This window comes from uncultured Acinetobacter sp. (genome assembly GCF_947626835.1).
GTDB lineage: Bacteria > Pseudomonadota > Gammaproteobacteria > Pseudomonadales > Moraxellaceae > Acinetobacter.
This window is the reverse complement of record NZ_CANQTS010000013.1, coordinates 13,971-36,888: the sequence shown is the minus strand read 5'-3', so window position 1 is coordinate 36,888 and position 22,918 is coordinate 13,971. Positions and strand designations below refer to the sequence as shown.

General features: G+C 42.0%; 25 protein-coding genes. 17 read left to right on the top strand and 8 right to left on the bottom strand.

The window, feature by feature from the left end:
• From Q0Z55_RS07140 to Q0Z55_RS07110, 7 genes are all read right to left on the bottom strand, one after another.
• On the bottom strand, positions 1–360 hold the full coding sequence (locus Q0Z55_RS07140) for a hypothetical protein (protein ID WP_297426298.1): 360 nt from the start codon (positions 358–360) through the stop codon (positions 1–3).
• Positions 361–566: 206 nt separating this feature from the next.
• Positions 567–1,490 (bottom strand): CysB family HTH-type transcriptional regulator, encoded by a 924-nt coding sequence (locus Q0Z55_RS07135; protein WP_297426295.1) that lies wholly within the window; start codon positions 1,488–1,490, stop codon positions 567–569.
• Positions 1,491–1,546: 56 nt separating this feature from the next.
• A complete protein-coding gene (locus Q0Z55_RS07130) occupies positions 1,547–2,599 on the bottom strand; it encodes a sulfate/molybdate ABC transporter ATP-binding protein (RefSeq protein ID WP_297426292.1) in 1,053 nt (350 codons plus the stop codon).
• Between the two features lie 11 nt (positions 2,600–2,610).
• Positions 2,611–3,495, bottom strand: a complete 885-nt coding sequence (gene cysW, locus Q0Z55_RS07125) for a sulfate ABC transporter permease subunit CysW (RefSeq protein WP_297426289.1) — start codon at positions 3,493–3,495, stop codon at positions 2,611–2,613.
• Entirely contained in the window at positions 3,492–4,325 is an 834-nt protein-coding gene (gene cysT / locus Q0Z55_RS07120; protein ID WP_297426286.1) for a sulfate ABC transporter permease subunit CysT, read from the bottom strand. The genes cysW and cysT overlap by 4 nt, the downstream gene beginning before the upstream one ends.
• An 85-nt stretch (positions 4,326–4,410) precedes the next feature.
• Positions 4,411–5,022, bottom strand: coding sequence for an alpha/beta hydrolase (locus Q0Z55_RS07115; RefSeq protein ID WP_297426283.1), 612 nt, complete (start codon positions 5,020–5,022; stop codon positions 4,411–4,413).
• A 23-nt stretch (positions 5,023–5,045) separates the two neighbouring features.
• The gene (locus Q0Z55_RS07110; protein ID WP_297426279.1) at positions 5,046–6,053 is read right to left on the bottom strand and encodes a sulfate ABC transporter substrate-binding protein; all 1,008 of its coding nucleotides are present in this window, start codon (positions 6,051–6,053) and stop codon (positions 5,046–5,048) included.
• 171 nt (positions 6,054–6,224) lie between these two features.
• Between Q0Z55_RS07110 and pabC the strand changes: the two genes are divergently transcribed.
• From pabC to Q0Z55_RS07085, 5 genes are all read left to right on the top strand, one after another.
• Complete coding sequence (pabC, locus tag Q0Z55_RS07105; protein WP_297426276.1) at positions 6,225–7,025, top strand: aminodeoxychorismate lyase; 801 nt, start codon at positions 6,225–6,227, stop codon at positions 7,023–7,025.
• A 3-nt stretch (positions 7,026–7,028) separates the two neighbouring features.
• Positions 7,029–8,063: an endolytic transglycosylase MltG gene (gene mltG, locus Q0Z55_RS07100; RefSeq protein WP_297426273.1), complete on the top strand. Its 1,035-nt coding sequence runs from the start codon at positions 7,029–7,031 to the stop codon at positions 8,061–8,063.
• A gap of 2 nt (positions 8,064–8,065) precedes the next feature.
• Entirely contained in the window at positions 8,066–8,671 is a 606-nt protein-coding gene (gene tmk / locus Q0Z55_RS07095) for a dTMP kinase (protein WP_297426270.1), read from the top strand.
• 132 nt (positions 8,672–8,803) lie between these two features.
• Entirely contained in the window at positions 8,804–9,763 is a 960-nt protein-coding gene (locus tag Q0Z55_RS07090; RefSeq protein ID WP_297426268.1) for a hypothetical protein, read from the top strand.
• An 11-nt stretch (positions 9,764–9,774) separates the two neighbouring features.
• The gene (locus Q0Z55_RS07085) at positions 9,775–10,650 is read left to right on the top strand and encodes a histone deacetylase (RefSeq protein WP_297426265.1); all 876 of its coding nucleotides are present in this window, start codon (positions 9,775–9,777) and stop codon (positions 10,648–10,650) included.
• A 42-nt stretch (positions 10,651–10,692) separates the two neighbouring features.
• On the opposite strand, the gene nadB is transcribed toward Q0Z55_RS07085, so the two are convergent.
• Positions 10,693–12,339: an L-aspartate oxidase gene (nadB, locus tag Q0Z55_RS07080; protein WP_297426262.1), complete on the bottom strand. Its 1,647-nt coding sequence runs from the start codon at positions 12,337–12,339 to the stop codon at positions 10,693–10,695.
• Between the two features lie 215 nt (positions 12,340–12,554).
• Between nadB and Q0Z55_RS07075 the strand changes: the two genes are divergently transcribed.
• From Q0Z55_RS07075 to Q0Z55_RS07020, 12 genes are all read left to right on the top strand, one after another.
• Positions 12,555–13,940, top strand: coding sequence for a Do family serine endopeptidase (locus Q0Z55_RS07075; RefSeq protein WP_297426259.1), 1,386 nt, complete (start codon positions 12,555–12,557; stop codon positions 13,938–13,940).
• A gap of 83 nt (positions 13,941–14,023) precedes the next feature.
• The gene (locus Q0Z55_RS07070; protein ID WP_366806843.1) at positions 14,024–14,467 is read left to right on the top strand and encodes a thioesterase family protein; all 444 of its coding nucleotides are present in this window, start codon (positions 14,024–14,026) and stop codon (positions 14,465–14,467) included.
• 382 nt (positions 14,468–14,849) lie between these two features.
• Positions 14,850–16,667, top strand: a complete 1,818-nt coding sequence (lepA, locus tag Q0Z55_RS07065) for a translation elongation factor 4 (RefSeq protein WP_297426254.1) — start codon at positions 14,850–14,852, stop codon at positions 16,665–16,667.
• A gap of 26 nt (positions 16,668–16,693) precedes the next feature.
• A complete protein-coding gene (gene lepB / locus Q0Z55_RS07060) occupies positions 16,694–17,521 on the top strand; it encodes a signal peptidase I (RefSeq protein WP_297426251.1) in 828 nt (275 codons plus the stop codon).
• Between the two features lie 17 nt (positions 17,522–17,538).
• The gene (locus tag Q0Z55_RS07055; protein WP_297426248.1) at positions 17,539–17,910 is read left to right on the top strand and encodes a DUF4845 domain-containing protein; all 372 of its coding nucleotides are present in this window, start codon (positions 17,539–17,541) and stop codon (positions 17,908–17,910) included.
• A complete protein-coding gene (rnc, locus tag Q0Z55_RS07050; RefSeq protein WP_297426244.1) occupies positions 17,885–18,577 on the top strand; it encodes a ribonuclease III in 693 nt (230 codons plus the stop codon). Before Q0Z55_RS07055 ends, rnc begins: the two co-directional genes overlap by 26 nt.
• A gap of 6 nt (positions 18,578–18,583) precedes the next feature.
• Positions 18,584–19,609 carry a GTPase Era gene (gene era / locus Q0Z55_RS07045; RefSeq protein ID WP_297426242.1) on the top strand — a complete coding sequence of 342 codons (1,026 nt, stop codon included), beginning with the start codon at positions 18,584–18,586 and terminating at the stop codon, positions 19,607–19,609.
• A 20-nt stretch (positions 19,610–19,629) separates the two neighbouring features.
• Entirely contained in the window at positions 19,630–19,821 is a 192-nt protein-coding gene (locus tag Q0Z55_RS07040) for an NF038104 family lipoprotein (RefSeq protein WP_297426240.1), read from the top strand.
• Between the two features lie 6 nt (positions 19,822–19,827).
• Positions 19,828–20,538: a DNA repair protein RecO C-terminal domain-containing protein gene (locus Q0Z55_RS07035; protein ID WP_297426237.1), complete on the top strand. Its 711-nt coding sequence runs from the start codon at positions 19,828–19,830 to the stop codon at positions 20,536–20,538.
• A gap of 9 nt (positions 20,539–20,547) precedes the next feature.
• Positions 20,548–21,273 (top strand): pyridoxine 5'-phosphate synthase, encoded by a 726-nt coding sequence (gene pdxJ / locus Q0Z55_RS07030; RefSeq protein ID WP_297426234.1) that lies wholly within the window; start codon positions 20,548–20,550, stop codon positions 21,271–21,273.
• Between the two features lie 9 nt (positions 21,274–21,282).
• Entirely contained in the window at positions 21,283–21,927 is a 645-nt protein-coding gene (locus Q0Z55_RS07025; RefSeq protein WP_297426232.1) for a tRNA-(ms[2]io[6]A)-hydroxylase, read from the top strand.
• A gap of 105 nt (positions 21,928–22,032) precedes the next feature.
• On the top strand, positions 22,033–22,860 hold the full coding sequence (locus Q0Z55_RS07020) for a DUF4198 domain-containing protein (RefSeq protein WP_297426229.1): 828 nt from the start codon (positions 22,033–22,035) through the stop codon (positions 22,858–22,860).
• Positions 22,861–22,918 lie beyond the last annotated feature (58 nt).

Here is a 22,918-nt window from a genome sequence, read left to right as displayed (position 1 = left end):
TTAGTTTCCTAACCATTTAATCAAGAGCCACAGCACCAGACCTGGCACCATAATGCCTAAGCTTGCTTTTAAAGTTTTTTGCACCATAAATACCCAAATAAAAGCACCGCAATACACGCAAAACGCAATTAAAGTGGCACTCATGGCAGCGCTAGCACGTTGTTGAATAAAAACTTCGGCAATGGCAATAGCACTTAAAGCCGACAACACATAACCACCCACAAGGGCTAACACAAAGCGGTATAAAATCATCAAGCGATAGGCAAGCGGTGTCTGTGGTTTGGCTTTAACTTTCTTTTTTGCAAGGACATGTGGATGACCGATTGGGTCAAGAGAATCCATGGGGGCCGGATTGTTCATTGTATTGATCATCTGACTGTGATTAAAATTTTAGAAATGATAACAATTATTATTTATATTTAAAATACGTTTTAGCCAATAAAAGCTAAAAAATTCATACAGATTAAACTTGAATAGATTTAATGTTAAAGAAAGAAAAATACATTTTTGCCAAAGCATCAAGCAGGAAAGCATAAAAAAGAGCAGCCTAAGCTGCTCATGATGATTTAGTCTTCAGGATAAGCCACGCGTTTTAAGGCTCGCGTGTCGGCATCCGGTGAGCACAGCGAAATAAACGCATAACCGTAACCACGTAACAAATGACCTTTACGCACCGCAAGCCATGTGGTGTTGACTCCAAAAATATTGGTGGCAATTTGTTTTAAACGGTAGTCACGCTCTGGGTCATAGGCCACATCATTGACAATCCCAATGCCCATACCCAGTTCAACATAGGTTTTAATCACGTCGGCATCGAGCGCTGACATCACAATATTAAAATCTAAGCCAGACTCTTCAAAGGCTTTATCAATTTTAGAGCGTCCAGTAAAACCACCATGATAGGTGATAATTGGATATTGCGCTAAATCCTCAATGCCAATTGGGCTTTTTTGAGTCAAAGGATGATTTTGTGGCGTGATGATACTGTGTTGCCAATTATAAAACGGCACACTGGCTAAATTTTCTTCGGCAGTGAGTGATTCTGTGGCAATGCCAATATCGGCTTCACCTTGTAACAGCATTTCAGCCACTTCTACGGGACTGGCTTGTTGCAAGATTAAATGCACTTTGGGAAATGCTTTTTTAAATTGATTGACGATTGGGGGTAACACATAACGCGCTTGGGTATGTGTGGTGGCAATCGTTAAGGTGCCTTCGTCGACTTTATTAAAATCATCGGCTAAGCGTTTGATATTGTCTGCATCGACCAACATGCGTTCTACAATTCCAAGCAAGGCCTGACCGGGCTCTGTTAAACCCAATAAGCGTTTGCCTTTACGAATAAAAAGTTGTACGCCAAGCTCATCTTCTAAATCTTTAATATGCTTACTTACGCCTGATTGCGAGGTATACAACGCAGCCGAAGCTTCAGTCAGATTAAAGTTTTGTCTGACGGTTTCGCGAATAATCCGCAGTTGCTGGAAATTCATATGTTGTTTACCCTTCGATGCATGGGGCGAATGCCGCCCCATCTTTTTTATGTTGCTTAATGTGCAAATAAATGTAAGGCCGATGCCGTCAGCCATACAGTTTGATTTGGACGGAATTGATGCAATCTTGCTTCATCCGGTGTTAAAGAAATCTCAATCAGATTTCCATCACGTCCTTCAAGTTCTGCCACCACTTTACCGGCAATCCACAATTCACGAATAAACGTGGCTTGCATAGCATTGTCTTGCGGTTGCGCGTGAATTTTCAGTTCATCGGGACGGGCAAAGGCAATCACGTTGCCTTGTGGGCCATTTTTAGCGCTGTTAAGTTGAATCTGGTCGGCACCAAATTGAATCTTGCCCGCTTGGTTAATGCCTTCAAAACGATTGGCTTGACCTAAAAAGTCAAATACAAATGGCGTTGCAGGTTGTTCATAGACTTCACGTGGTGAACCAATTTGCTCAACATTACCCTTATTCATCACAATAATTTGATCGGCCACTTCCAAGGCTTCTTCTTGGTCATGGGTCACAAAAATTGACGTGATGTGTAATTCATCATGTAAGGTACGTAACCAACGACGTAACTCTTTACGCACTTTGGCATCTAAGGCACCAAACGGTTCATCCAGTAATAAAACGCGTGGTTCAACCGCTAAAGCACGAGCAAGGGCAATACGTTGACGCTGACCGCCTGATAACTGCGCAGGATAACGATCGGCCAAGAAACCCAATTGCACCAAATCAAGTAAACGCGTGACACGTTTTTTAATCTCAGCTTCTGATGGACGCGTGGCACGCGGACGAACACGTAAACCAAAAGCAATGTTGTCAAATACAGTCATATGACGGAACAATGCATAGTGCTGAAACACAAAGCCCACTTCACGTTCACGCACATGCACATTTGTCGCATCTTCGCCTTCTAAAATTACCTGACCTGAGTCTGCTGATTCAAGCCCTGCAATAATACGCAGTAAGGTGGTTTTACCACAGCCTGATGGACCAAGCAGCGCCACCAATTGACCGTCTGGAAAATCTAAAGAGATGTTGTTGAGTGCATGGAATGCACCAAAGTGTTTTTCAATATTTTTAACTTGAATACTCATGAGGTCATTCCTTAAGAAGCTGAAGCGTCATTGTTTTGGCTTTGTTTTTCTTGGCGAATTTCGACCCAACTCTTTAAGATTAAGGTCAAAATTGCCAATAAAGCCAACAGTGAAGATACGGCAAATGCGGCACTAAAGGTATATTCGTTGTAGAGGATTTCTACATGTAAAGGCAAGGTATTGGTTTCGCCGCGGATATGCCCCGACACCACCGATACTGCACCAAATTCACCCATGGCACGTGCATTACATAAAATCACGCCGTAGATCAAACCCCATTTAATATTGGGTAAAGTGACTTTCCAAAAGGTTTGCCAACCAGAAGCGCCCAGTACAATCGCCGCTTCTTCTTCCTCGGTGCCTTGTGCTTCCATTAATGGTATCAATTCACGTGCCACAAAAGGCACAGTAATAAAAATAGTGGCTAGAACAATGGCAGGCACGGCATATAAAATTTTAATGTCGTTGTCCATCAGCCAGCCGCCAAACCAACCTTGGGTACCAAACATCAACACCAACATTAAACCTGCAATTACCGGTGAAACCGAAAACGGCATGTCAATAATGGTGGTGAGGATGGATTTACCACGGAAGTTAAATTTTGCCACAGACCAAGCAGCCGCGACACCAAATACCACGTTCAGCGGTACGGCAATGGCAGCCGTGAGCAAAGTCAGTTTAACTGCTGATAAAGTATCTGGATGCACCAAAGCTTGGCTATACACACCTAGACCTTGTTTAAAGGCTTCAACAAACACCAAAATTAAAGGCAACAATAAACAGCTTAAAAAGAAAATTAAGGCAATCGTAATTAAGGTATAGCGTACCCATACCGGTTCACGTGTCGCATCACGCGATTGCAATTTGTCTGCTAAGGCATTGGCATTGATATTCATCGTGCAGTTCTCCCAGTACGACGGCTTGCCCACGCTTGCACGAGATTAATCAAGAATAAAATCGCAAAAGAGATCACCAACATCACCACAGCAATGGTGGTTGCACCGGCATAGTCATATTCTTCTAAACGCGAAATAATCATTAACGGTGCAATTTCGGTTTCAAATGGTTGGTTACCGGCAATAAAGATCACCGAACCATATTCACCGACACCACGGGCAAAGGCCAGTGCAAAACCGGTGAGTAATGCCGGAAATAAAATCGGTAAAATGACTTTGGTAATGGTTTGAAAACGGGTTGCACCTAAAGCCGCTGCCGCTTCTTCAAATTCAGCTTCTAAATCGGCAAGTACCGGTTGTACGGTACGTACCACAAATGGAATACCAATAAAGATTAAGGCTAAGGTAATCCCAATTGGGGTATAGGCCACTTGAATGCCCATTGGTTCTAAATATTGACCAATCCAACCGGTGGGTGCATATAAAGACGTTAAGGCAATACCTGCCACGGCTGTAGGCAGGGCAAAGGGTAAATCCACTAACGCATCAACAATACGTTTGCCCGGAAAACGGTAACGCACCAAACACCACGCCAGTAATAAACCAAACACCACATTAATAAAAGCGGCCAATAGTGCGGTGGTAAAACTCAGTTGCAGTGACTTTAAAATTCGCTCGGAACTAATAATTTCAATAAAACCGTCCCACCCAATGCCGAGCGATTTAATAAATACCGCAGACAAAGGAATTAAAACGATTAGGGATAAATACGCTAGGGTAAAGCCTAGAGAAAGACCAAATCCTGGCAGCACTCGGGATCGCTGCGACATGATGACTCCTCAAAGAGAGAATGTTGACCTAAACCAATCAACGCAAAATAAAAACAAAAAACCCGTTAAGCATAGAGAGCCATGCTCAAATTGCAAATTTAAAAAAATGCTTGTCATCATCAGTAATGCTGATATGTGACATCGTGTTTTCTGAGATGAGATAATCAAAAATTTGCGGAAATGGTCCAAAACCAGACGCAACATTCACATGTCCCACCCGACCTAAATTGATAGCCTTCACTTGCCAAGCGGCAGCCAGAGCTTGCGCATCGTCAAATGCCAACCACGGATCATTTTCACTGATCAACATAGTGGTGGCAACATGTGGGGTTAAGTCATAAAAAAATTCAGCGTAGTTGTGTTGACCATCAGCTGCAAAACCGTTGTCACCAAAGCGTGCCGGATTGGCAGGTGCCACTAAAATCACCTGCTCAATCTTTGCGCGTAGCTGTGGGTATGCCTCTAAAGCAGCCATCGTGGTTAAGCAGCCAAAGCTATGTGCCACAATTTGGATGGGAGCGGTAATAGAAGATAAATTGCTCAGCAATGCAGCTCCCCAATCTTGTAATACAGGATGATGCCAATCGCGTTGTTGCACACGTGAGCATAGCGTTAATTGCTGTTGTAACCAACTTTGCCAATGCTCAGCTTCACTGCCAGCCACACCCGGCACGATTACAGTATGTATTTTAGACATGCACATATACCCACATTTACACTTTATTTGGCACTGTTGGCTTTTACAATTTGATCAAAAATGCCGCCGTTTTCAAAATGCGTTTGTTGCACTTTGTCCCAGCCGCCAAACTCTTGATCAATGGTCACAAGCTTTAAGGGTTTAAAGATATGTTTATTTTTCTGCAAAGTTGCTGTATCACGCGGACGGTAAAAATGCTTGGCTGCTAAATACTGACCATAAGGTGAATATAAGAAGTTTAAATAACCTTGGGCTAAATGTTGTGTGCCATGTTTTTGCACATTTTTTTCCACAATCGCCACAGGTGGTTCTGCCAAAATAGATAAGCTTGGAGTAATCAGCTCAAATTTACCCGGCTGTTCACGTAAAGCTAAATAAGCTTCGTTTTCCCAAGCCAACAACACATCGCCGATACCGCGCTCTGCAAAGGTGGTGGTTGCACCGCGTGCCCCTGAATCGAGCACTTTGGTATTTTTATAAATTTGACGCACAAATTCTTGTGCAGTTTGATCATTGCCACCGGCTTGATGCTTAGCCCATGCCCACGCTGCTAAATAGTTCCAACGTGCGCCGCCTGAAGTTTTTGGATTAGGAGTAATAATGCCCACACCTGGTTGCACCAAATCGCCCCAATCTTGAATTTTTTTAGGATTGCCTTTACGGACCAAAAACACAATGGTGGAGGTATAAGGACTGGCATTATGAGGTAATTTTTTTTGCCAATCTTGAGGCAATAACTTTGCTTTGCTGGCCAAGACATCAATATCAGCCGCCAAAGCCAGCGTCACCACATCAGCCGATAAACCATCAATCACCGAACGCGCTTGTTTACCTGAGCCTCCATGTGATTGTTTAAAGTTAATTTTTTGACCAGTACGTTGTTGCCAAAATTTGCCAAACTGCTGATTAACATCTTCATACAACTCACGCGTTGGATCATAAGACACATTGAGGAAGTCTTTGGCTGAAGTTAAGCTTGTCATTGAAACAAGCGCGGCAATAAGTCCAAGTTTTAAGGTTGCTAAGCGCATGGTCTTCCCCAATGAAAGTAGATGTTGTCAAAGTGAAAGCAGCATAGCTTGAGTTTTTTTGCGTAAAAAATAATAAAAAATGAATTTTATATCACTAAAAAAGAAATAGAATCCAATCAGGATACTGCTACAGCCGTTTATGATTCTCAATAAAGAAGAAGGAGCTTCAACATGCAATGTTTTAAAAATGCCAAAGCAGTGAGTGGGATTGAACTCAACGATCGTGCTTTTCATTATGGTGATGGTTGTTTTACCACAGCACGTATTTTAGAAGGTCAGATTGAAATGCAAGCGCGGCATATTGCGCGTTTAGAACAGGCCTGCCAAGCATTAAAACTACAGGCTGATTTGGTTGCCATTCCCATGACCTTGGCGCATTTGCCAAAAGCCACAGGCACATTAAAAATTGTGATTAGCCGTGGCGTGGGGCCGCGTGGTTATAGTTTGCCCTCGCAAGAGGCAGATGTGTGGCTGTTTTTCTATCCACATGCATTAACCCCGTTTAGCCCACAGGTGATTCAAAGTGATGTGCTTGAGTTGCGCTTAGGGCACACTATGCCGGCTTTGCTGGGCATTAAAACTTTAAATCGCCTCGAACAAGTCATGCTTAAAGCTGAAGCTGATGCGCGTGGTTTAGCAGAAGCCTTGGTCTTGGACAGTAACGGCTATATTGTTGAAGGTATCAGCAGTAACTGCTTTTTAAAACTCAAAGACACTTGGGTCACTCCTGAACTTGGCTATAATGGCGTGCATGGTATTATGCGTGCTGAAATTCTCACGCGTATGCAACAACAGGGCATTGCCTGTCAACAGCGTGCTGTGCATGTAGATGAATTGGCTCAGTTACACAGCTTATTTTTCTGTAATGCTTTAAGCGCCATGAAAATGGTCGATCAATTTGCTGCGCAAGCGTTAGATATCGCAGCATGTGAGGCACTGTTTTCACAACTTCAACTCCATCAAATGACTTAAATTATGCCGTCAACAGCAAAAAAGAAATCTTCACATTGGCTCAAAGCGATTTTGCTTATGCTCTTAGGTTTAGGCGTGCTCATTGCCACAGTGTTATGGGCAAGTTTATTTAAAGCCTATCCCATTGAAGGCAATAAACAAATGCTTGCCATTAACCAAGGTGACACCTATTCAGGGCTGATTGATCGACTTGCCAAAGAAGATAAAATTAGCTTTCCAATCGTGCTTAAACTGTATCAAAAGTTTGTGATTGGCGAGAGCTTAAAAGCCGGTGTCTATGAAGTGACTGAGCAAATGAGTGTAGCGAAGGTGCTGAGCATGTTGGCGGATGCTAAAAATGCGCAAATGAACCGTATTTTAGTGATTGAAGGCACCACCTTTAAACAATTGATTGAGCGCTTAAAAAAAGATGAGTTGGTCAAGCAAGAGGTTTCACATTTACCGTATGACCAATTGCTTAAAGCCTTAAATATTCCTTATAGCCATCCAGAAGGCTTATTTGCACCCGACACCTACTTTTTTGCCAAAGGCGAAAGTGATAAGAATATTTTGCTGGATTTATATCAACGTCAAATGAAAGCTTTAGATGACGCTTGGCAAAATCGTGCAACAGATCTGCCTTATAAAACCCCTTATGAAGCCTTGATTATGGCCTCAATCATTGAAAAAGAAACCAATGTAGATAGTGAGCTAGAGCAAGTCTCAGGGGTGTTTGCGCGTCGTTTAAAAATAGGCATGCGCCTACAAACCGACCCAACCGTGATTTACGGCATGGGGGAGCAATATAACGGTAATATCACCCGTCAAGATTTACGTACCCCAACGCCATATAACACCTATACCATGCATGGTTTGCCGCCAACGCCGATTGCTTTGCCAAGTCAAAAAGCCATTGAGGCTACGATGCATCCTGATAATTCAGATGCTTTGTATTTTGTTGCCACGGGCAAAGGCGGACATACTTTTAGTGCCACTTTGGCCGAGCACAATCGTGCTGTGCAAGAATATTTAAAAGTGTTACGTGCCAATAAGGAATAATCATGTTTATTAGTTTTGAAGGCACAGAAGGTGTCGGGAAAACCACACTCATTCGTCGTATTTTTGAGACCTTACAGGCCCAAGGTCACGATGTTGTATTGACTCGTGAACCGGGTGGCACACCCATGGCAGAGCAAATTCGTGGTTTATTGCTGGCGACTGATCATAGCGAAAGCATGAGCCATGACACCGAACTATTGCTGATTTATGCCGCACGCGCGCAACATTTAGCCCATGTGATTGTACCGGCACTTGAGGCAGGTAAAACAGTCTTGTGTGATCGTTTTACCGATGCCAGCTTTGCCTATCAATGTGCTGGACGCGGTTTGAGTGCAGAAAAATTGGCCTTATTAAATACCCAATTTGTATCGCAGATGCCTGATTTAACCTTTTGGTTAGACGCACCGATTGAATTGGGTATGACCCGTGCCCGTGCGCGCGGTGAACTGGATCGCTTTGAACAAGAAAAAGCAGCATTTTTTGAAAAAGTTCGCACAGGTTATGCACAGTTGCATCAGCAATACCCACAACGCATTAAACGCCTTGATGCAACGCAAACAGCAGAGCAGGTCTTTGCAGCCGCCATACAGCATATTTTGGTTAAATAATTGGCAGAATATGTGATTTAGTCAAAAGTTACATTATGTTAAGGTGAGCGCCTTGCTCAAACAGCATCTGTTGGAGCAGGGTGAAAAACAATCATCAACAAAGATTGTCAGTCGTAAAAATTGGGGATACGCATGTCAAATGTAGATCATGAGTTAGTACAACGCTATCGTGAGCAAGGCTACTCATTATCAGAAACACTGGTAGAAATGTTAAATGAACATTACAACCATCAAACTGAACGCCGTGGTTGTGGTTATACCCAAGCCACCCGTGTGATTGCAGAATTTGTCAATGTTGAACGTCATGCGGACGAATACAAAGATTTACGCCTTTTCCAAGATGTAGACAGCAAAGCCCTTAAGTCCGTCATGGCACAAGCCAATGCGCATGGTTTGAGCTTAGAGACATGGCGCAACTTAGATCAAAATCCTGAGGTATTGGCCTATATTGCCGAGCATGACAATGATTATGCCAAAGCCCTCAGCACGCAGGTTGAATGGCAACAAGGTTTACGTAACATCAGTGATTTGCTCGAATTTGAAGAAAGTAAAGTCATTGCCCATTTTATTGAAGATATTATCTTACCGAAAACTGCGGCACACACTGGTTATATCCAACTCAATACGTTGATAGATAAACCCAAAGTGGGCTCTTGTCCCATGGCTGAGAAGTTTTTCTTAAAAATTGCTCACGACCAAGTGTTACGCCGTGGCGAAATCAATATTTTTGTAGACGATCACTATCAACCTGTGTTGATGGAAAAGCTCAACATGGGCGACAACCATTCATGTATTAGTTTGCAGCCAGTGATCATGAACGGGGTTCGTTTACCAGAAGGCTCTTTATTTTCAGTGCAATATGACCCTGAGCAGTTAAGTACTAAACGTCTAAACAAGGGTTATGCTGGTTTTGTTGCAGATGTGCATGAAATCCCGGGTTTTTACTTCTTACGTTTAACCACGCTTGCGATTTCTTCAGCCAACCGTCGTCGTGCTTTTAGCAGCCATTTTGAACAACAAGTACAAAATGGTTTATATAGCCCAGAAACCACGCAACTGTCACAAATTTTGCAGGTTGCCAAAGCGCAATAGGGAAGAAAATCGTGCTTCATGTTTGTTATTCACCGCAATATTTCGCTCACACCCCAACCAACAGTATGGAAAAGTTGGCATTGGTGGCACAAGCTTTAAATGAATACGACTATGTACGTTTTTATGAGCCTGAGGCATTAGATATTGAAGTGCTCAAACAGTTGCACGATGAAAATTACGTCAATGCCTTTTTAACTGGAGAGCCGCGTAAGCTTGCCACCATTCAAAGCTTTAAGCCATGGAATGAGCAGCTACGCGATGCAGTACTTTGTGTGAATGCGGGGCAAATTAAAGCTGCTGAGTTGGCCTTTGAGCATGGTTTATCGGCCAATATTGCGCAAGGCTTTCATCATGCCAGTCCTGATTTTGGTTGTGCTTATTGTAGTTTTAATGGCTTGGCTTTAGTGGCCCAGCAATATCCAGATAAACGTATTTTTATCTTAGATTGCGATCAGCATGGCGGCAATGGGACAGCCGAGTTTGTACTGAAGCTGCCTAATTTATACAATTTTAGTATTTATGGACAAGCCTTTGGCTGTGGCTGTTATGAACGTGCTGAAACACGCCATATTCACCAAACCCAAGGCAATTTTAGTGAATATCAGCATGCCATTCATGAAGGTTTTGCTGCCGCTCAAGCGTGGGGCGCGGATTTAATTATCTATCAAGCCGGTATGGACTGTCATCAAGATGATCCACATGGCTCGGCATGGTTTAGCACCGATTTAATTGAAAAACGTGAAGAATTGGTCTTTCGTTTAGCCAAGCAAAGTCAAATTCCATTGTCATTTGTGTTGGCAGGTGGTTATCAAAAATTGTCTAAATTGGTGCCCTTGCATGTCCGTACCTTTGAAATTGCTCAGGCGGTTTATTATCCTGACGAATAAAAAAACGGATGCTTTTAAGCATCCGTTTTTTTTAAACATCGTTTAGGCACACAGTGCTACATTGACCAAAGGTTGCTCTACGCTAAAGTCTGGTGGATTGAGCACAGTTTTACGCAGTTCGGTACTTAACTGTGGATAGTCAAGGGTATAATGTAAGCCGCGTGACTCTTTACGACTTAAAGCGCAGCGTACAATCATCTCGGACACCAAGACTAAATTACGCAGTTCAATTAAGTTTTTACTGACTTGATAATCTTGATAATACTCGGCAATTTCTTTTTTGAGCATTTCAATACGATGCAAAGCGCGTTGCAAGCGTTTGGTCGAGCGTACAATCCCCACGTAATTCCACATGGTCTGCCGCAGTTCATCCCAGTTTTGTAAAATCACTACATCTTCATCAGGGTCAATCACCTGAGAATCATCCCACGCAGGCACAGTTGGTAAGTCTTGCGCTTGAGTTGATTTACTTTCAATGTCTTTAGCAGCCGCCATACCATACACAAAACATTCAAGTAATGAGTTACTTGCCATACGATTAGCACCGTGTAAACCGGTGTATGAGGTTTCGCCAATTGCATATAAACCGGCAATATCGGTTTGGCTATGTTCATCGACCACCACACCGCCACAGGTATAATGTGCAGCCGGCACCACTGGAATCATCTCTTTGGTGATATCAATGCCCAGTTCCATTAAACGTGCATACAGCGTTGGGAAATGCTCCATGATAAATTCAGCCGGTTTATGGGTAATGTCTAACCAGACATGACGAATCCCTAAACGCTTAATTTCATGGTCAATGGTACGTGCGACTACATCACGCGGTGCAAGTTCTGCGCGTTCATCAAAACGTAGCATGAAACGTTCACCATCGGGTAAACGTAAGTAAGCACCTTCACCACGCATGGCTTCGGTAATTAAAAACGAACGTGCTTGTGGATGGTATAAACAGGTCGGATGAAACTGGTTAAATTCCATATTGGCAACACGGCAACCAGCACGATAGGCCATTGCAATACCATCACCTGTGGCGATATCAGGATTGGAAGTATACAGGTAAGCTTTCATCGCACCACCGCAGGCCAACGCGGTAAAAGGAGCCAAGAAGGTATGAACTTTTTGGCTATTATCATCTAATGCATATAAACCTACTGCACGGTTGTCGCCGCTTTGCCCCAATTTTTGCGTGGTAATAAGATCAATGGCAATGTAATTTTCAAAGATCTGTAGATTCGGCTGTGCACGGGCACGTTCAACCAACGTGGTAGAAATAGCGCGACCTGTGGCATCGGCTGCATGAATAATACGGCGCTGTGAATGCCCCCCTTCACGGGTCAAATGCAATTGCTGTTGCTCATCAAGGGTAAATTGCACGCCTTGATTGAGCAAGAAATCCACGGATGGTTTACCGCCCTCTACAGTTTGTTTTACCGCATCTTGTTCACATAAATGCGAACCGGCAATCATGGTGTCTGAAATATGCTGTTCAATCGAATCAGTTTGATCAAGCACCGCTGCTACACCACCTTGGGCATAAAAAGTACTGGCATCGGTTAAATCAGATTTGGCTAATACAGCAATCTTCATGGTGGTAGGTAAAGATAACGCTAAACTTAAGCCAGCACCGCCACTGCCCACAATAATCACGTCAAAATGATGGGTTGTATGTAAATTAGACATGTCCATCCGCTAATTTAAAAAAAGTCCGACAATAACAGCGCTTTTTTGTACAAAAGGCAAGCCTAAAAATCCGATCAAACTGACAAAATGAATTTTTTTTGAGATTGAGCAGTTAAAAAAGCATGCAATCTGTCTTCAACATATTGTTACTCAATTGATCTTTGCTTTATGTTAAAACTCTAATTCCCCCTCATCTTGATCATAAATTTTGCGATTTTGCTATGAATAAGCGTATGTTTAAACAAAGTTTTTCGGGTGTTGTTGTAAGCATTGCTGCCATGACGACACAGGCAGCGACCGTAGATTTTTCTAATTTAGTCGCCAATGTGAGCCCTGCGGTGGTGACGGTGAGTGTCACGAAAAAAATGACTGAGCAAGAGTTGTTGCAACAACAAGTGCCAGAATTACTGCGACGTTTTTTTGGTCCTAATATTGTTGTGCCAGAACCGGCTTTACCGCAAGAAAAAAACAGTTATGGCACCGCATTTTTTATTGATAAAAACGGATATTTGTTAACCAATCATCATGTGATTGCTGATGCTTCAAAAGTCACCATTCGTTTAAATGATCGTCGTGAAATTGATGCCACTGTGGTGGGCAGTGATGAACGTACCGATGTGGCTTTACTTAAAGTCAGTGGCAGCAGTTATCCGCAACTGAGTATGGGCAACGTAGCACAGCTGAGAGTCGGTGAGCCAGTCCTTGCCATTGGTTCTCCGTTTGGTTTTGATTATTCAGCATCGGCTGGAATTGTCAGTGCTAAAATGCGTAACGTGATGGGTGAAACCGCAGTACCATTTATTCAAACCGACGTGGCACTTAATCCGGGCAACTCAGGTGGGCCTTTGTTTAACCAAAAAGGTGAAGTGGTGGGGGTCAACTCGCGTATCTTTAGTGGTACAGGTGGCTATATGGGTTTATCTTTTTCTATCCCCATTGATGTGGCTATGGATGTTGCAGATCAACTCAAACAACATGGGCGTGTAATTCGCTCTTACTTAGGCGTGCAATTGCAAGATATTGACCGCACTTTGGCAGAAGCCTACAAACTATCTAAGCCTGAAGGGGCACTGATTACCCAAGTGGCGGCCAATTCACCTGCTGCCCGTGCGGGATTAAAAACTGGCGATGTGATTTTACAAATGAATGGCACAGCGATTAGTGAAACTTCACAGTTGCTGAATTTTTTACATCGTACTGCACCCAATCAAGTGATTGAATTACAAGTCTTGCGTAATGACAAATTGCAAAATATCTCAGCCACCCTTGCTGTTGCGCCAGACAGTACCCCAATCAAGAAAAACCTTCAGACTCAAAAAGTCACCAAAGGCCCTGTTTTAGGGATAGCGATTCGTAATTTAAGTCAAGATGAACTGCGCCGTAATAATGTGACCGGTGGGGTATTGGTTCAAGATTTAAGTCGTGGCGGGATTGCAGCGAGTGCCAAAATTCAAGTGGGTGATGTGATTACTGCATTGGATAATCAACCAATTGACCATAGCCAAGACTTTATTGACACGGTAGCGCAATTACAAAAGGGTCAGGTGGTACGTGTATCACTAATGCGGCAAGGTCAGCCCTTAATTGTGGGCATGCGCATCTCTTAAATCATGCAAATAAAGCCATGTTTTTACATGGCTTTTTTCATAAAAAACGTTACACTGCTCAAAACAAGGATGAGCTAAGCAGCATGAGTGATATTTTTGATTTAACCATTCAAGTGCAACCTGAACATATTGATGGTTTAGGGCATGTCAATAACGTGGTGTATATGCAATGGATGCAAGAGGTGACCACCGCACATATTGAAGCCATTGGTTTAGGCTTAGAACAATATCATGCTTTAAAACATGCCATGGTGGCGGTTGAGCATCAGGTACAATATCGTAAAGCTGCGTTTTTAGACGATAAAATTATTTTAAGAACATGGTTAAGCGATCTAAATAGCTTATACTCCATTCGCCAATACGCTTTCTATCGTTTGCATGATCATAGCTTACTCTTTACAGGCACCACCAAGTGGGCATGTATTGAGATTGCGACAGGGCGTCCCAAGCGTATGTCACCTACATTTTTACAGGCCTATCAGCCACTGGATGCAGACAAAAATCCTTATGATTTTAGCTTGATTTAAAATTGTGCTTAAAAAACATGCACTCGCGTTACATTGATGCCCATTTAGCCAAATTAAATATAGCTGTTAGCAAAACTAATCATCTATAATATCCATAAGCCTATGCCAAGCATCCCTCTTCTCGTTTGGCATAGGCTTAAAAATAAGCGCTGTCTTATTTTCCTATCTTTTTTAAATGCGTCTTGTTGCATAAATTCATTGTATCGATATCCACTTGAGCCTCAATTTTTTAAAATAATTTCGAATGATATTTGTTGAGTTCTATGTATTTTTAACGCACGCCTGCTTATACTGTGCAGCATCTTCGGAATATCCTTTTTGCACCTTACGATTGCTGATGTAGTCTTGTGATCTGATTGTGTACACATTTTTAGAGTAGTTTATGGCAGTTGCTAAAAAGTCTGTAAATATCAAAAACATACGTAACTTCTCCATCATCGCGCATATCGATCATGGTAAGTCAACCCTCGCTGACCGTTTTATTCAAACCTGTGGTGGTTTGCAAGATCGCGAAATGCAAGCGCAAGTTTTAGACTCCATGGAGCTAGAGCGTGAACGTGGTATTACCATTAAAGCGGCATCTGTCACCTTGTATTACACCCATCCCAATGGTGAAGAGTATCAGCTCAACTTTATTGATACCCCAGGACACGTTGACTTTTCTTATGAAGTGTCACGTTCATTGGCAGCATGTGAAGGTGCATTGTTGGTGGTTGATGCGGCACAAGGCGTTGAAGCACAATCTGTAGCCAACTGTTACACCGCGATTGAGCAAGGTTTAGAAGTGCTACCGGTTTTAAATAAAATCGATTTGCCACAGGCTGAACCTGAACGTGTCATGCAAGAAATTGAAGACATTATTGGTGTAGAAGCAACGCATGCGCCGACCTGTTCTGCAAAAACAGGTTTAGGGATTGAAGGTGTGCTTGAAACCTTGGTAGATACCATTCCTGCGCCAACAGGTGATCGTGAAGCACCATTACAAGCCTTGATTATTGACTCATGGTTTGATAACTACTTGGGCGTTGTATCTTTAGTACGTATTAAACAAGGTCGTGTGCGTAAAGGCGACAAGATGTTGATGAAATCAACGGGTCAAACGCACATGATTACCTCGGTAGGTATTTTTAATCCAAAACACACTGAAACCGATATCTTAGAAGCGGGTGAAGTTGGCTTTGTGATTGCCGGGATTAAAGACATTTTTGGTGCACCAGTAGGTGATACCATTACTTTAGCCAATACTCCTGATGTTGAAACTTTACCGGGCTTTAAAAAGGTAAAACCACAGGTGTATGCGGGTTTATTCCCAATTGATGCCAGTGATTTTGAACCGTTCCGTGAAGCGCTACAAAAATTACAAATTAATGACTCAGCATTATTCTTTGAACCTGAAAGTTCAGATGCCTTAGGTTTTGGTTTCCGTTGTGGCTTCTTAGGCATGCTGCACATGGAAATCGTACAAGAGCGTTTAGAGCGTGAGTACGATTTAGATCTGATTTCATCTGCACCAACGGTGATTTATGAAGCTGTGATGAAAAATGGCGACACCATTTACATCGACAGTCCTTCAAAAATGCCAGATGGTTCAACGGTTGAAGATCTACGTGAACCGATTGCTGAATGTAATATTTTAGTGCCACAAGAATACTTAGGTAACGTGATGACGTTATGTGTTGAGCGCCGTGGTGTGCAAAAAGACATGAAGTTTGTGAGTAACCAAGTGGCGATTACCTTTGAAATTCCAATGGCAGAAGTGGTCATGGACTTCTTTGATAAATTGAAGTCATGTTCGCGCGGTTTTGCTTCACTTGATTATAACTTTATCCGTTTTGAATCATCTTCACTGGTCAAAGTGGATGTATTAATTAATGGCGATAAAGTCGATGCATTAGCCATGATTTGTCATCGTCAAGATGCGCGTCATCGTGGTATTGCACTGGTAGAAAAAATGAAAGATTTGATTCCACGTCAAATGTTTGATGTGGCCATTCAAGCGGCCATTGGTGCACAAATTATTGCCCGTTCTACGGTAAAAGCCATGCGTAAAAACGTTTTAGCCAAATGTTATGGCGGCGACGTGTCACGTAAGAAGAAACTTCTTTCAAAACAAAAAGAAGGTAAGAAACGTATGAAGCAAGTGGGCAGTGTAGAAATCCCACAAGAAGCGTTCCTTGCTGTACTCAAAGTAGAACGCTAAGCGCACATAAGGGAGTCATATTGCTCATGGATTTTGATTTTAATTTAATCCTCGTTCCAGTCACATTACTGTTTATTGTGCTGTGGTTGCTCGATAAGTTTGTCTTTAAACAGCGCGAGCGAAAAGGTCGAGGCAATGAAAATTTTATCATTACTTGGGCATATGACTTTTGGCCAGTACTTGCTGTGGTACTGGTATTGCGCTCTTTTTTGTACGAACCGTTTAATATCCCGTCAGATTCTATGGTACCGACCTTAGAAACTGGTGATTTTATTTTGGTGAATAAATTTGAATATGGCGTGCGTTTACCCATTATCAATACTAAAATTATTGATGTAGGTGAGCCTGAACGTGGTGATGTGGCAGTATTTCGCTATCCACCACAGCCGACCATCAGTTATATTAAACGTATTATTGGTCTACCTGGCGATCATATTGTCTATGATCGTGGACAACTGAGCATTAATGGTGAACAGGTTAAAAAAGTACCGCTTGAATTTAGTCGTGTTAAAGATATTCAAGACACACCAAATGCACTTTATTATAAAGAAACTTTAGGTACGCATACCTTTACTATGCGTGAACTTGAAGGGGTTAATGTTGCGCGTCAAGCACCATTTTTAAACCATATTAATCATGGTCAATACGCGTCAATGCAAGGCTTGTATTGGGAAGTCAAAGTTCCTGAAGGTCATTACTTCGCGATGGGGGACAATCGTGATCAAAGTGCTGACAGTCGTTTTTGGGGCTTTGTACCACAAGAAAACTTAACTGGTCGTGCGTTTTTTATTTGGATGCACAAAGAACCAGGCTTCAAACTGCCGTCATTTAGCCGTAACGGGAGTATTGATTAATACTTTAGGATAAAACTATGCGTCGCACACAACAAGGTACGTCTTATATTGGAATTTTATTGATCATTATTGCTGCGGCTTTCATGGTCAAGGTGCTTGTGGCTGTTTGGAGTCCGTATTGGGACAACCATGTAGTCAATAAACAAATTGAAGAACTGATACTGAGTTCACAAGCCAATTCTAGTCCTGCGCAATTTAAAAGCCAATTGGCACAACGTTTAGACATGAATAATGTTCGTGACGTTAAAATCGATGATTTACTTCGTGTAAGTAATGCCGATGGTCTACGTGTCCAAACTGACTATGAAGTAAGAAAGCCTTTCTTACTCAATATTGATTTAGTGTTAAAGTTCGAGAAAAGTTTTGATAAAAACTCAATCAAAAATTAATGATATGCGCCTAGCAAGTCGTATCGGTTATCAGTTTCAACAGCCAGAATTATTGCAATTGGCCCTGACACACCGATCGGTGAGCCATAAATACAACTATGAGCGTCTAGAGTTTTTAGGCGATGCATTGTTGGGCATGATTATTGCCAATTATTTGTATGATACTTATCCAAATGAAAATGAAGGACGTTTAACCCGTATGCGGGCGACTTTGGTACGCCAAGAAGCATTAGGTAAAATTGCCAATGATTTAAAGCTCAGCCAAAGCTTAATTTTAAGTACTGGTGAGTTGAAATCAGGCGGTCATCATCGCGAGTCAATTTTAGCCGATACTGTAGAGGCGATTATTGGTGCCATTTATATTGATTGTAATGATCTCAATCAACTGCGCTCAATTGTGCTAAAATGGTATGCGCCTTATTTAAATGATCTCGAACCAAACGATCAACTCAAAGACCCAAAATCACGCTTACAAGAGTATCTACAAGCGCGTAAAAAGCCTCTCCCAATTTACGACGTGATTGATATTCAAGGCGATGCACCGAATCAGCATTTTAAAGTGCAATGTCAGGTGCAGGGCTTAAACGCGATGGTGGGTGAAGGTGCAAGTCGTCGTTTTGCTGAGCAAGCAGTAGCGGCGGATATTTTGAAATTATTGGAGCAGTAATCTGCCATGACACATTCTTCCGATCACATTGATGCTGATCACGAGTCGCAAGACAGCAATGACTTAATCAGTCAATTCTTTAGCGAGCAAGGTACAACGATTCCTTCTGACTACCGCAGTGGCTTTGTGGCGATTGTGGGTCGTCCAAACGTGGGTAAATCAACCTTAATGAACCATATTTTGGGTCAAAAGCTCTCGATTACTTCACGTAAGCCACAGACCACACGTCACAAAATTGTTGGTATTGATTCGCGCGAAAAATCACAAGCGGTGTTTGTCGACACCCCAGGTATGCACAAAAAAGAAGTGCGTGCCATCAATAAAATGATGAACCGCGCAGCGCATTCAGCATTACGTGATGTTAATTTAGTCTTGTTTGTATTAGATGCTGATAAGTGGACACAAAACGACGACCTCGTTTTAGAAAAGCTCAAACATGCTGATATGCCGGTGATTTTAGTCATCAATAAAATTGATACGCTAGAAAATAAAAACCATGCATTACCTTTGATTCAAGAACGTACAAAGCTGATGAATTTTGCTGAAATCGTACCGGTTTCTGCATTACGTGGTGCCAATTTAGATCACTTACGTGACACCATTGCCAAATACTTGCCGTTCCAACCACCATTGTATTCATTAGATCAATTGACCGATCGTTCAGAGCGTTTCTTAGCCTCTGAAATTATTCGTGAAAAGATCATGCGTCAGTTAGGTGAAGAACTGCCATACGATTTAACCGTACAAATTGAATCATTTAAAACCGAAGAAGCGACTTTAAATGAAAAAACCGGTCGTATGAAAGCACCATGTACTTATATTGATGCGACCATTTTTGTCGATCGCGCAGGCCAAAAAGCCATTGTGATTGGTGAAAAAGGCGCCAAACTGAAGAAAATCGGTATGGATGCGCGTGTTGATATGGAAAAAATGTTTGAGCAAAAAATTATGTTGACGCTTTGGGTCAAAGTGAAAGGCGGTTGGTCAGATGACGAACGTGCTTTAAAGAGCTTAGGGTATAGCGATATCTAAACTTTCAATCAGGAGCAGTGATGTTACGCGTACTCTGTATTGTGTTAGCCGTGGGTTTACTTCAAGGCTGTATTCATAAAGTGGTCACTGTTCCTGTTAAAGTTGCCTACAAGACCACCAAGGGCGTTGTCAAAGGGACAGCGGCTGTGGTGGGTGCTGTAATTCCCGACGGGGATGAAGAACAACAACACTCAAATAATAAACGAGATTAATGCTTAATGCGCAATCAGGCACTGCATGGTTATTTAATTCATCACCGTAAATACCGTGAGCGCAGTCATATTGTGCATTTATTTACCCAAGAATATGGTCGAATTGATGGGGTATTACGCCAAACTCCGCCACCTCAATATCAACCTATTGGTTTACAAGCCTCGGGTAAATCTGAACTTAAAAATTTTTCTAAACTAGAAATTATTCAGCAACCCATCTTCTTTTTTGGTGATGCCTTTTTTGCAGGCTTTTATTTGAATGAAATTTTGTTAAGGCTCTGTCCGCTTGAAGAACCCATGCCCCAAACTTTTGTGCAATACGGTTTAACTTTAAATGCCTTACAACATTTAGCCGATATTGCTCATCCTTCTGATTATTTAAAACAAATTTTACGCCAATTTGAGCATGTGTTATTACAAGAGCTCGGTTATGGCATAGATTTTAGCATCGATGCCAAAGGCGAGGCACTTGATCCGGCTGCACATTATATTTTTCAGTTAAATGACGGATTTTTGCCAACCACCACTACACATAACAGCTTTTTAGGTCAGCACTTGCTGGCGCTGAGTGATTATGAAAAGGGTATAGATTTTCATCCACAGCAGTTACAATTGGTGTCGAAATTGTATCGACAAATCTTGAGTGCCTTACTTGGCGACCGACCGTTAAATAGTCGTCAATTATGGATTCAAAATACGCAAACGCAGGATAGATAGGAACAGATTATGGCTGCATTATTGGGTGTTAACATTGACCATGTCGCAACTTTACGCCAAGCGCGTGGTACGACGTATCCTGATCCAGTCAATGCTGCATTGATGTGTGAACAAGCAGGTGCTGAAGGCATTACTTTGCATTTGCGTGAAGATCGTCGTCATATTCAAGACGATGACGTGCGTCGTATGCGCCCATTGTTAAAAACGCATATGAACCTTGAGCTTGCTGTCACCGATGAAATGGTGGCTTTTGCTAAAGAAATTTTGCCACAGCACGTCTGTTTTGTGCCAGAAAAACGCCAAGAAATCACCACAGAAGGTGGTTTAGATGTGGTAGGGCATTTTGCAGAGGTGAAAAAAGCCACGCAAGAATTAGTGGCTTTAGGCTGTGATGTCTCGTTATTTATTGATGCCGATATTGCACAAATTGATGCAGCTGTAGCCTGTGGTGCACAAACTATTGAAATTCATACAGGCGCTTATGCCGATGCCACGACCTCTGAAGCGCAACAAGCCGAGCTGGAACGTATTATTCAAGGGGCTCAATATGCAGCTGCTAAAGGCTTAGTGGTGAATGCAGGTCATGGTTTACATTTAGACAATGTGACGCCAATTGCCGCAATTCCAGAAATCCATGAACTCAACATTGGTCATTCCATTATCGCAGATGCCGTGTTTGTCGGTTTGCCGCAAGCGGTACAGCAAATGAAAGCTGCCATTAAAGCTGCACGATAAGAGGCTATTATGGATTACGATGCACTGATGAAGCCAGTCATTGGCTTTTTAGGTTGTGAAACGCCAACAGCTTGGTTGGATAAAGCATGCGATCATTTGGATATCTTAATGCAAGATCATGCCAACTGTGAGAAAAAAGCGGCCAGTACTGCCATGAATCTGATGTTCCGTTATAACTTTTTCTCAGATCTACAGGTGCGTTTAGCCCAGTTGGTACGTGAAGAAATGCTGCATTATGAGCAAGTCTTAGAACTGATGAAAAAACGTGGTCAAGAATGGCAAGCTTTAAGTGCAGGACGCTATGCAGGGGCATTACGTAAAGAAGTGCGTACCTATGAACCTGAAGCTTTAATTGATATTTTAGTGATTGGTGCCTTTGTCGAAGCACGTTCATGTGAGCGTTTTTATGCACTTGCACCGCGCGTAGATGAAGAATTAGGACGTTATTATCGTTACTTACTGAAATCTGAATCGCGTCATTATGAAGATTATTTAACCTTGGCAGTTGATGTGGCCAAAACCTATAAGTTAAAAAATCCGCAAGAAACCATTCAAGATCGCATTGATCATATTCGTGAAGTGGAAAAAAATCTGATTTTAAGCCCAGATGATCTGTTCCGTTTCCATAGTGGTGTACCAAGCGAAGCTGCTTAAATGAAATCCCTCCTTGTGAGGGATTTTTATTGCAAATAAGAATGATTTGCATAAAGTGGTTTGGTAGCGTAGCATCATGATACAGATCAATGATTTAATTATTTTATGAAAACTCTATTCGCATCAGTGTTGACTCTTGCTACTGGTTTGAGTGCCACTACTCATGCCCATCATCCTTTTGTAGCACCGCTGAGTTATCAAACTTTTAATAATCATACTGCGCTACTTGCAGGCTTTTATGACAATCCATTTGTATCAGAAGTGGCCATTAAAAACTTTAGATTTCATTACCATAATCCACAAGGTAAAAAAACCTATGTGGAAGATTCGGCATTTGCTCAAACTCAAACACTCAGCAGCTTTAGCCTTGAAAATAAAATAGATGGTACTTATCGCATTCGTGGTGAAAAACAAGCTTCAAGTAGCCGTTTTGTGTTAGATGGTAAGACTTGGAAGCCAATTATTGCTGCTCAGTTTGACCCTGCAAAAGCCAATGACAAGTTGTTTTATGCACAACACTTGAACAAAAACAGCCAAGTCAAAACCTTACAAACACTGGAGATCATTGAAACGTTTGTGTCACGTCGTGCAACGTCCAATCATGTGATTGATCATATTCATGATGGATTTGATCTACAATTTGTTACCCATCCTAATGCAATTAAAACAGCACAGGCAATACAATTTAATATCTTAGATCATAAAAAAGGTGTTGCTGAAGTTGAAGCACATATTTTGGCGCAAACCACAGATTTTAGCCGTGAGCACAAGGTGGTTAAAAAGGTAAAATCCAATGCCAAAGGCGAACTACATTTTAAATTAGAACAAGCAGGACAATATTTACTCAGCATTGATTATCAGCAACCGTTTAGCCAACAAGGTGATCAGCTTAAACGTTATAAATACACCCTTGCGTTTAATGTAACGCCATAAAGTTTAAACCTGCTCCGGCAGGTTTTTTTAAGACTTGCTAATTTTAGGATGAAAAAAA

Bases quoted from the DNA above. Each gene is read 5' to 3' on its own strand.
- Q0Z55_RS07110 (WP_297426279.1), bottom strand. From the start codon at position 6,053: ATGCGCTTAGCAACCTTAAAACTTGGACTTATTGCCGCGCTTGTTTCA.
- Q0Z55_RS07020 (WP_297426229.1), top strand. From the start codon at position 22,033: ATGAAAACTCTATTCGCATCAGTGTTGACTCTTGCTACTGGTTTGAGT.
- Q0Z55_RS07025 (WP_297426232.1), top strand. From the start codon at position 21,283: ATGGATTACGATGCACTGATGAAGCCAGTCATTGGCTTTTTAGGTTGT.
- era (WP_297426242.1), top strand. From the start codon at position 18,584: ATGACACATTCTTCCGATCACATTGATGCTGATCACGAGTCGCAAGAC.
- pabC (WP_297426276.1), top strand. From the start codon at position 6,225: ATGCAATGTTTTAAAAATGCCAAAGCAGTGAGTGGGATTGAACTCAAC.
- Q0Z55_RS07070 (WP_366806843.1), top strand. From the start codon at position 14,024: ATGAGTGATATTTTTGATTTAACCATTCAAGTGCAACCTGAACATATT.
- Q0Z55_RS07090 (WP_297426268.1), top strand. From the start codon at position 8,804: ATGTCAAATGTAGATCATGAGTTAGTACAACGCTATCGTGAGCAAGGC.
- nadB (WP_297426262.1), bottom strand. From the start codon at position 12,339: ATGGACATGTCTAATTTACATACAACCCATCATTTTGACGTGATTATT.
- mltG (WP_297426273.1), top strand. From the start codon at position 7,029: ATGCCGTCAACAGCAAAAAAGAAATCTTCACATTGGCTCAAAGCGATT.
- Q0Z55_RS07035 (WP_297426237.1), top strand. From the start codon at position 19,828: ATGCGCAATCAGGCACTGCATGGTTATTTAATTCATCACCGTAAATAC.
- Q0Z55_RS07055 (WP_297426248.1), top strand. From the start codon at position 17,539: ATGCGTCGCACACAACAAGGTACGTCTTATATTGGAATTTTATTGATC.
- Q0Z55_RS07075 (WP_297426259.1), top strand. From the start codon at position 12,555: ATGAATAAGCGTATGTTTAAACAAAGTTTTTCGGGTGTTGTTGTAAGC.
- lepA (WP_297426254.1), top strand. From the start codon at position 14,850: ATGGCAGTTGCTAAAAAGTCTGTAAATATCAAAAACATACGTAACTTC.
- Q0Z55_RS07140 (WP_297426298.1), bottom strand. From the start codon at position 360: ATGAACAATCCGGCCCCCATGGATTCTCTTGACCCAATCGGTCATCCA.
- Q0Z55_RS07115 (WP_297426283.1), bottom strand. From the start codon at position 5,022: ATGTCTAAAATACATACTGTAATCGTGCCGGGTGTGGCTGGCAGTGAA.
- Q0Z55_RS07040 (WP_297426240.1), top strand. From the start codon at position 19,630: ATGTTACGCGTACTCTGTATTGTGTTAGCCGTGGGTTTACTTCAAGGC.
- tmk (WP_297426270.1), top strand. From the start codon at position 8,066: ATGTTTATTAGTTTTGAAGGCACAGAAGGTGTCGGGAAAACCACACTC.
- Q0Z55_RS07130 (WP_297426292.1), bottom strand. From the start codon at position 2,599: ATGAGTATTCAAGTTAAAAATATTGAAAAACACTTTGGTGCATTCCAT.
- cysW (WP_297426289.1), bottom strand. From the start codon at position 3,495: ATGAATATCAATGCCAATGCCTTAGCAGACAAATTGCAATCGCGTGAT.
- cysT (WP_297426286.1), bottom strand. From the start codon at position 4,325: ATGTCGCAGCGATCCCGAGTGCTGCCAGGATTTGGTCTTTCTCTAGGC.
- pdxJ (WP_297426234.1), top strand. From the start codon at position 20,548: ATGGCTGCATTATTGGGTGTTAACATTGACCATGTCGCAACTTTACGC.
- lepB (WP_297426251.1), top strand. From the start codon at position 16,694: ATGGATTTTGATTTTAATTTAATCCTCGTTCCAGTCACATTACTGTTT.
- Q0Z55_RS07135 (WP_297426295.1), bottom strand. From the start codon at position 1,490: ATGAATTTCCAGCAACTGCGGATTATTCGCGAAACCGTCAGACAAAAC.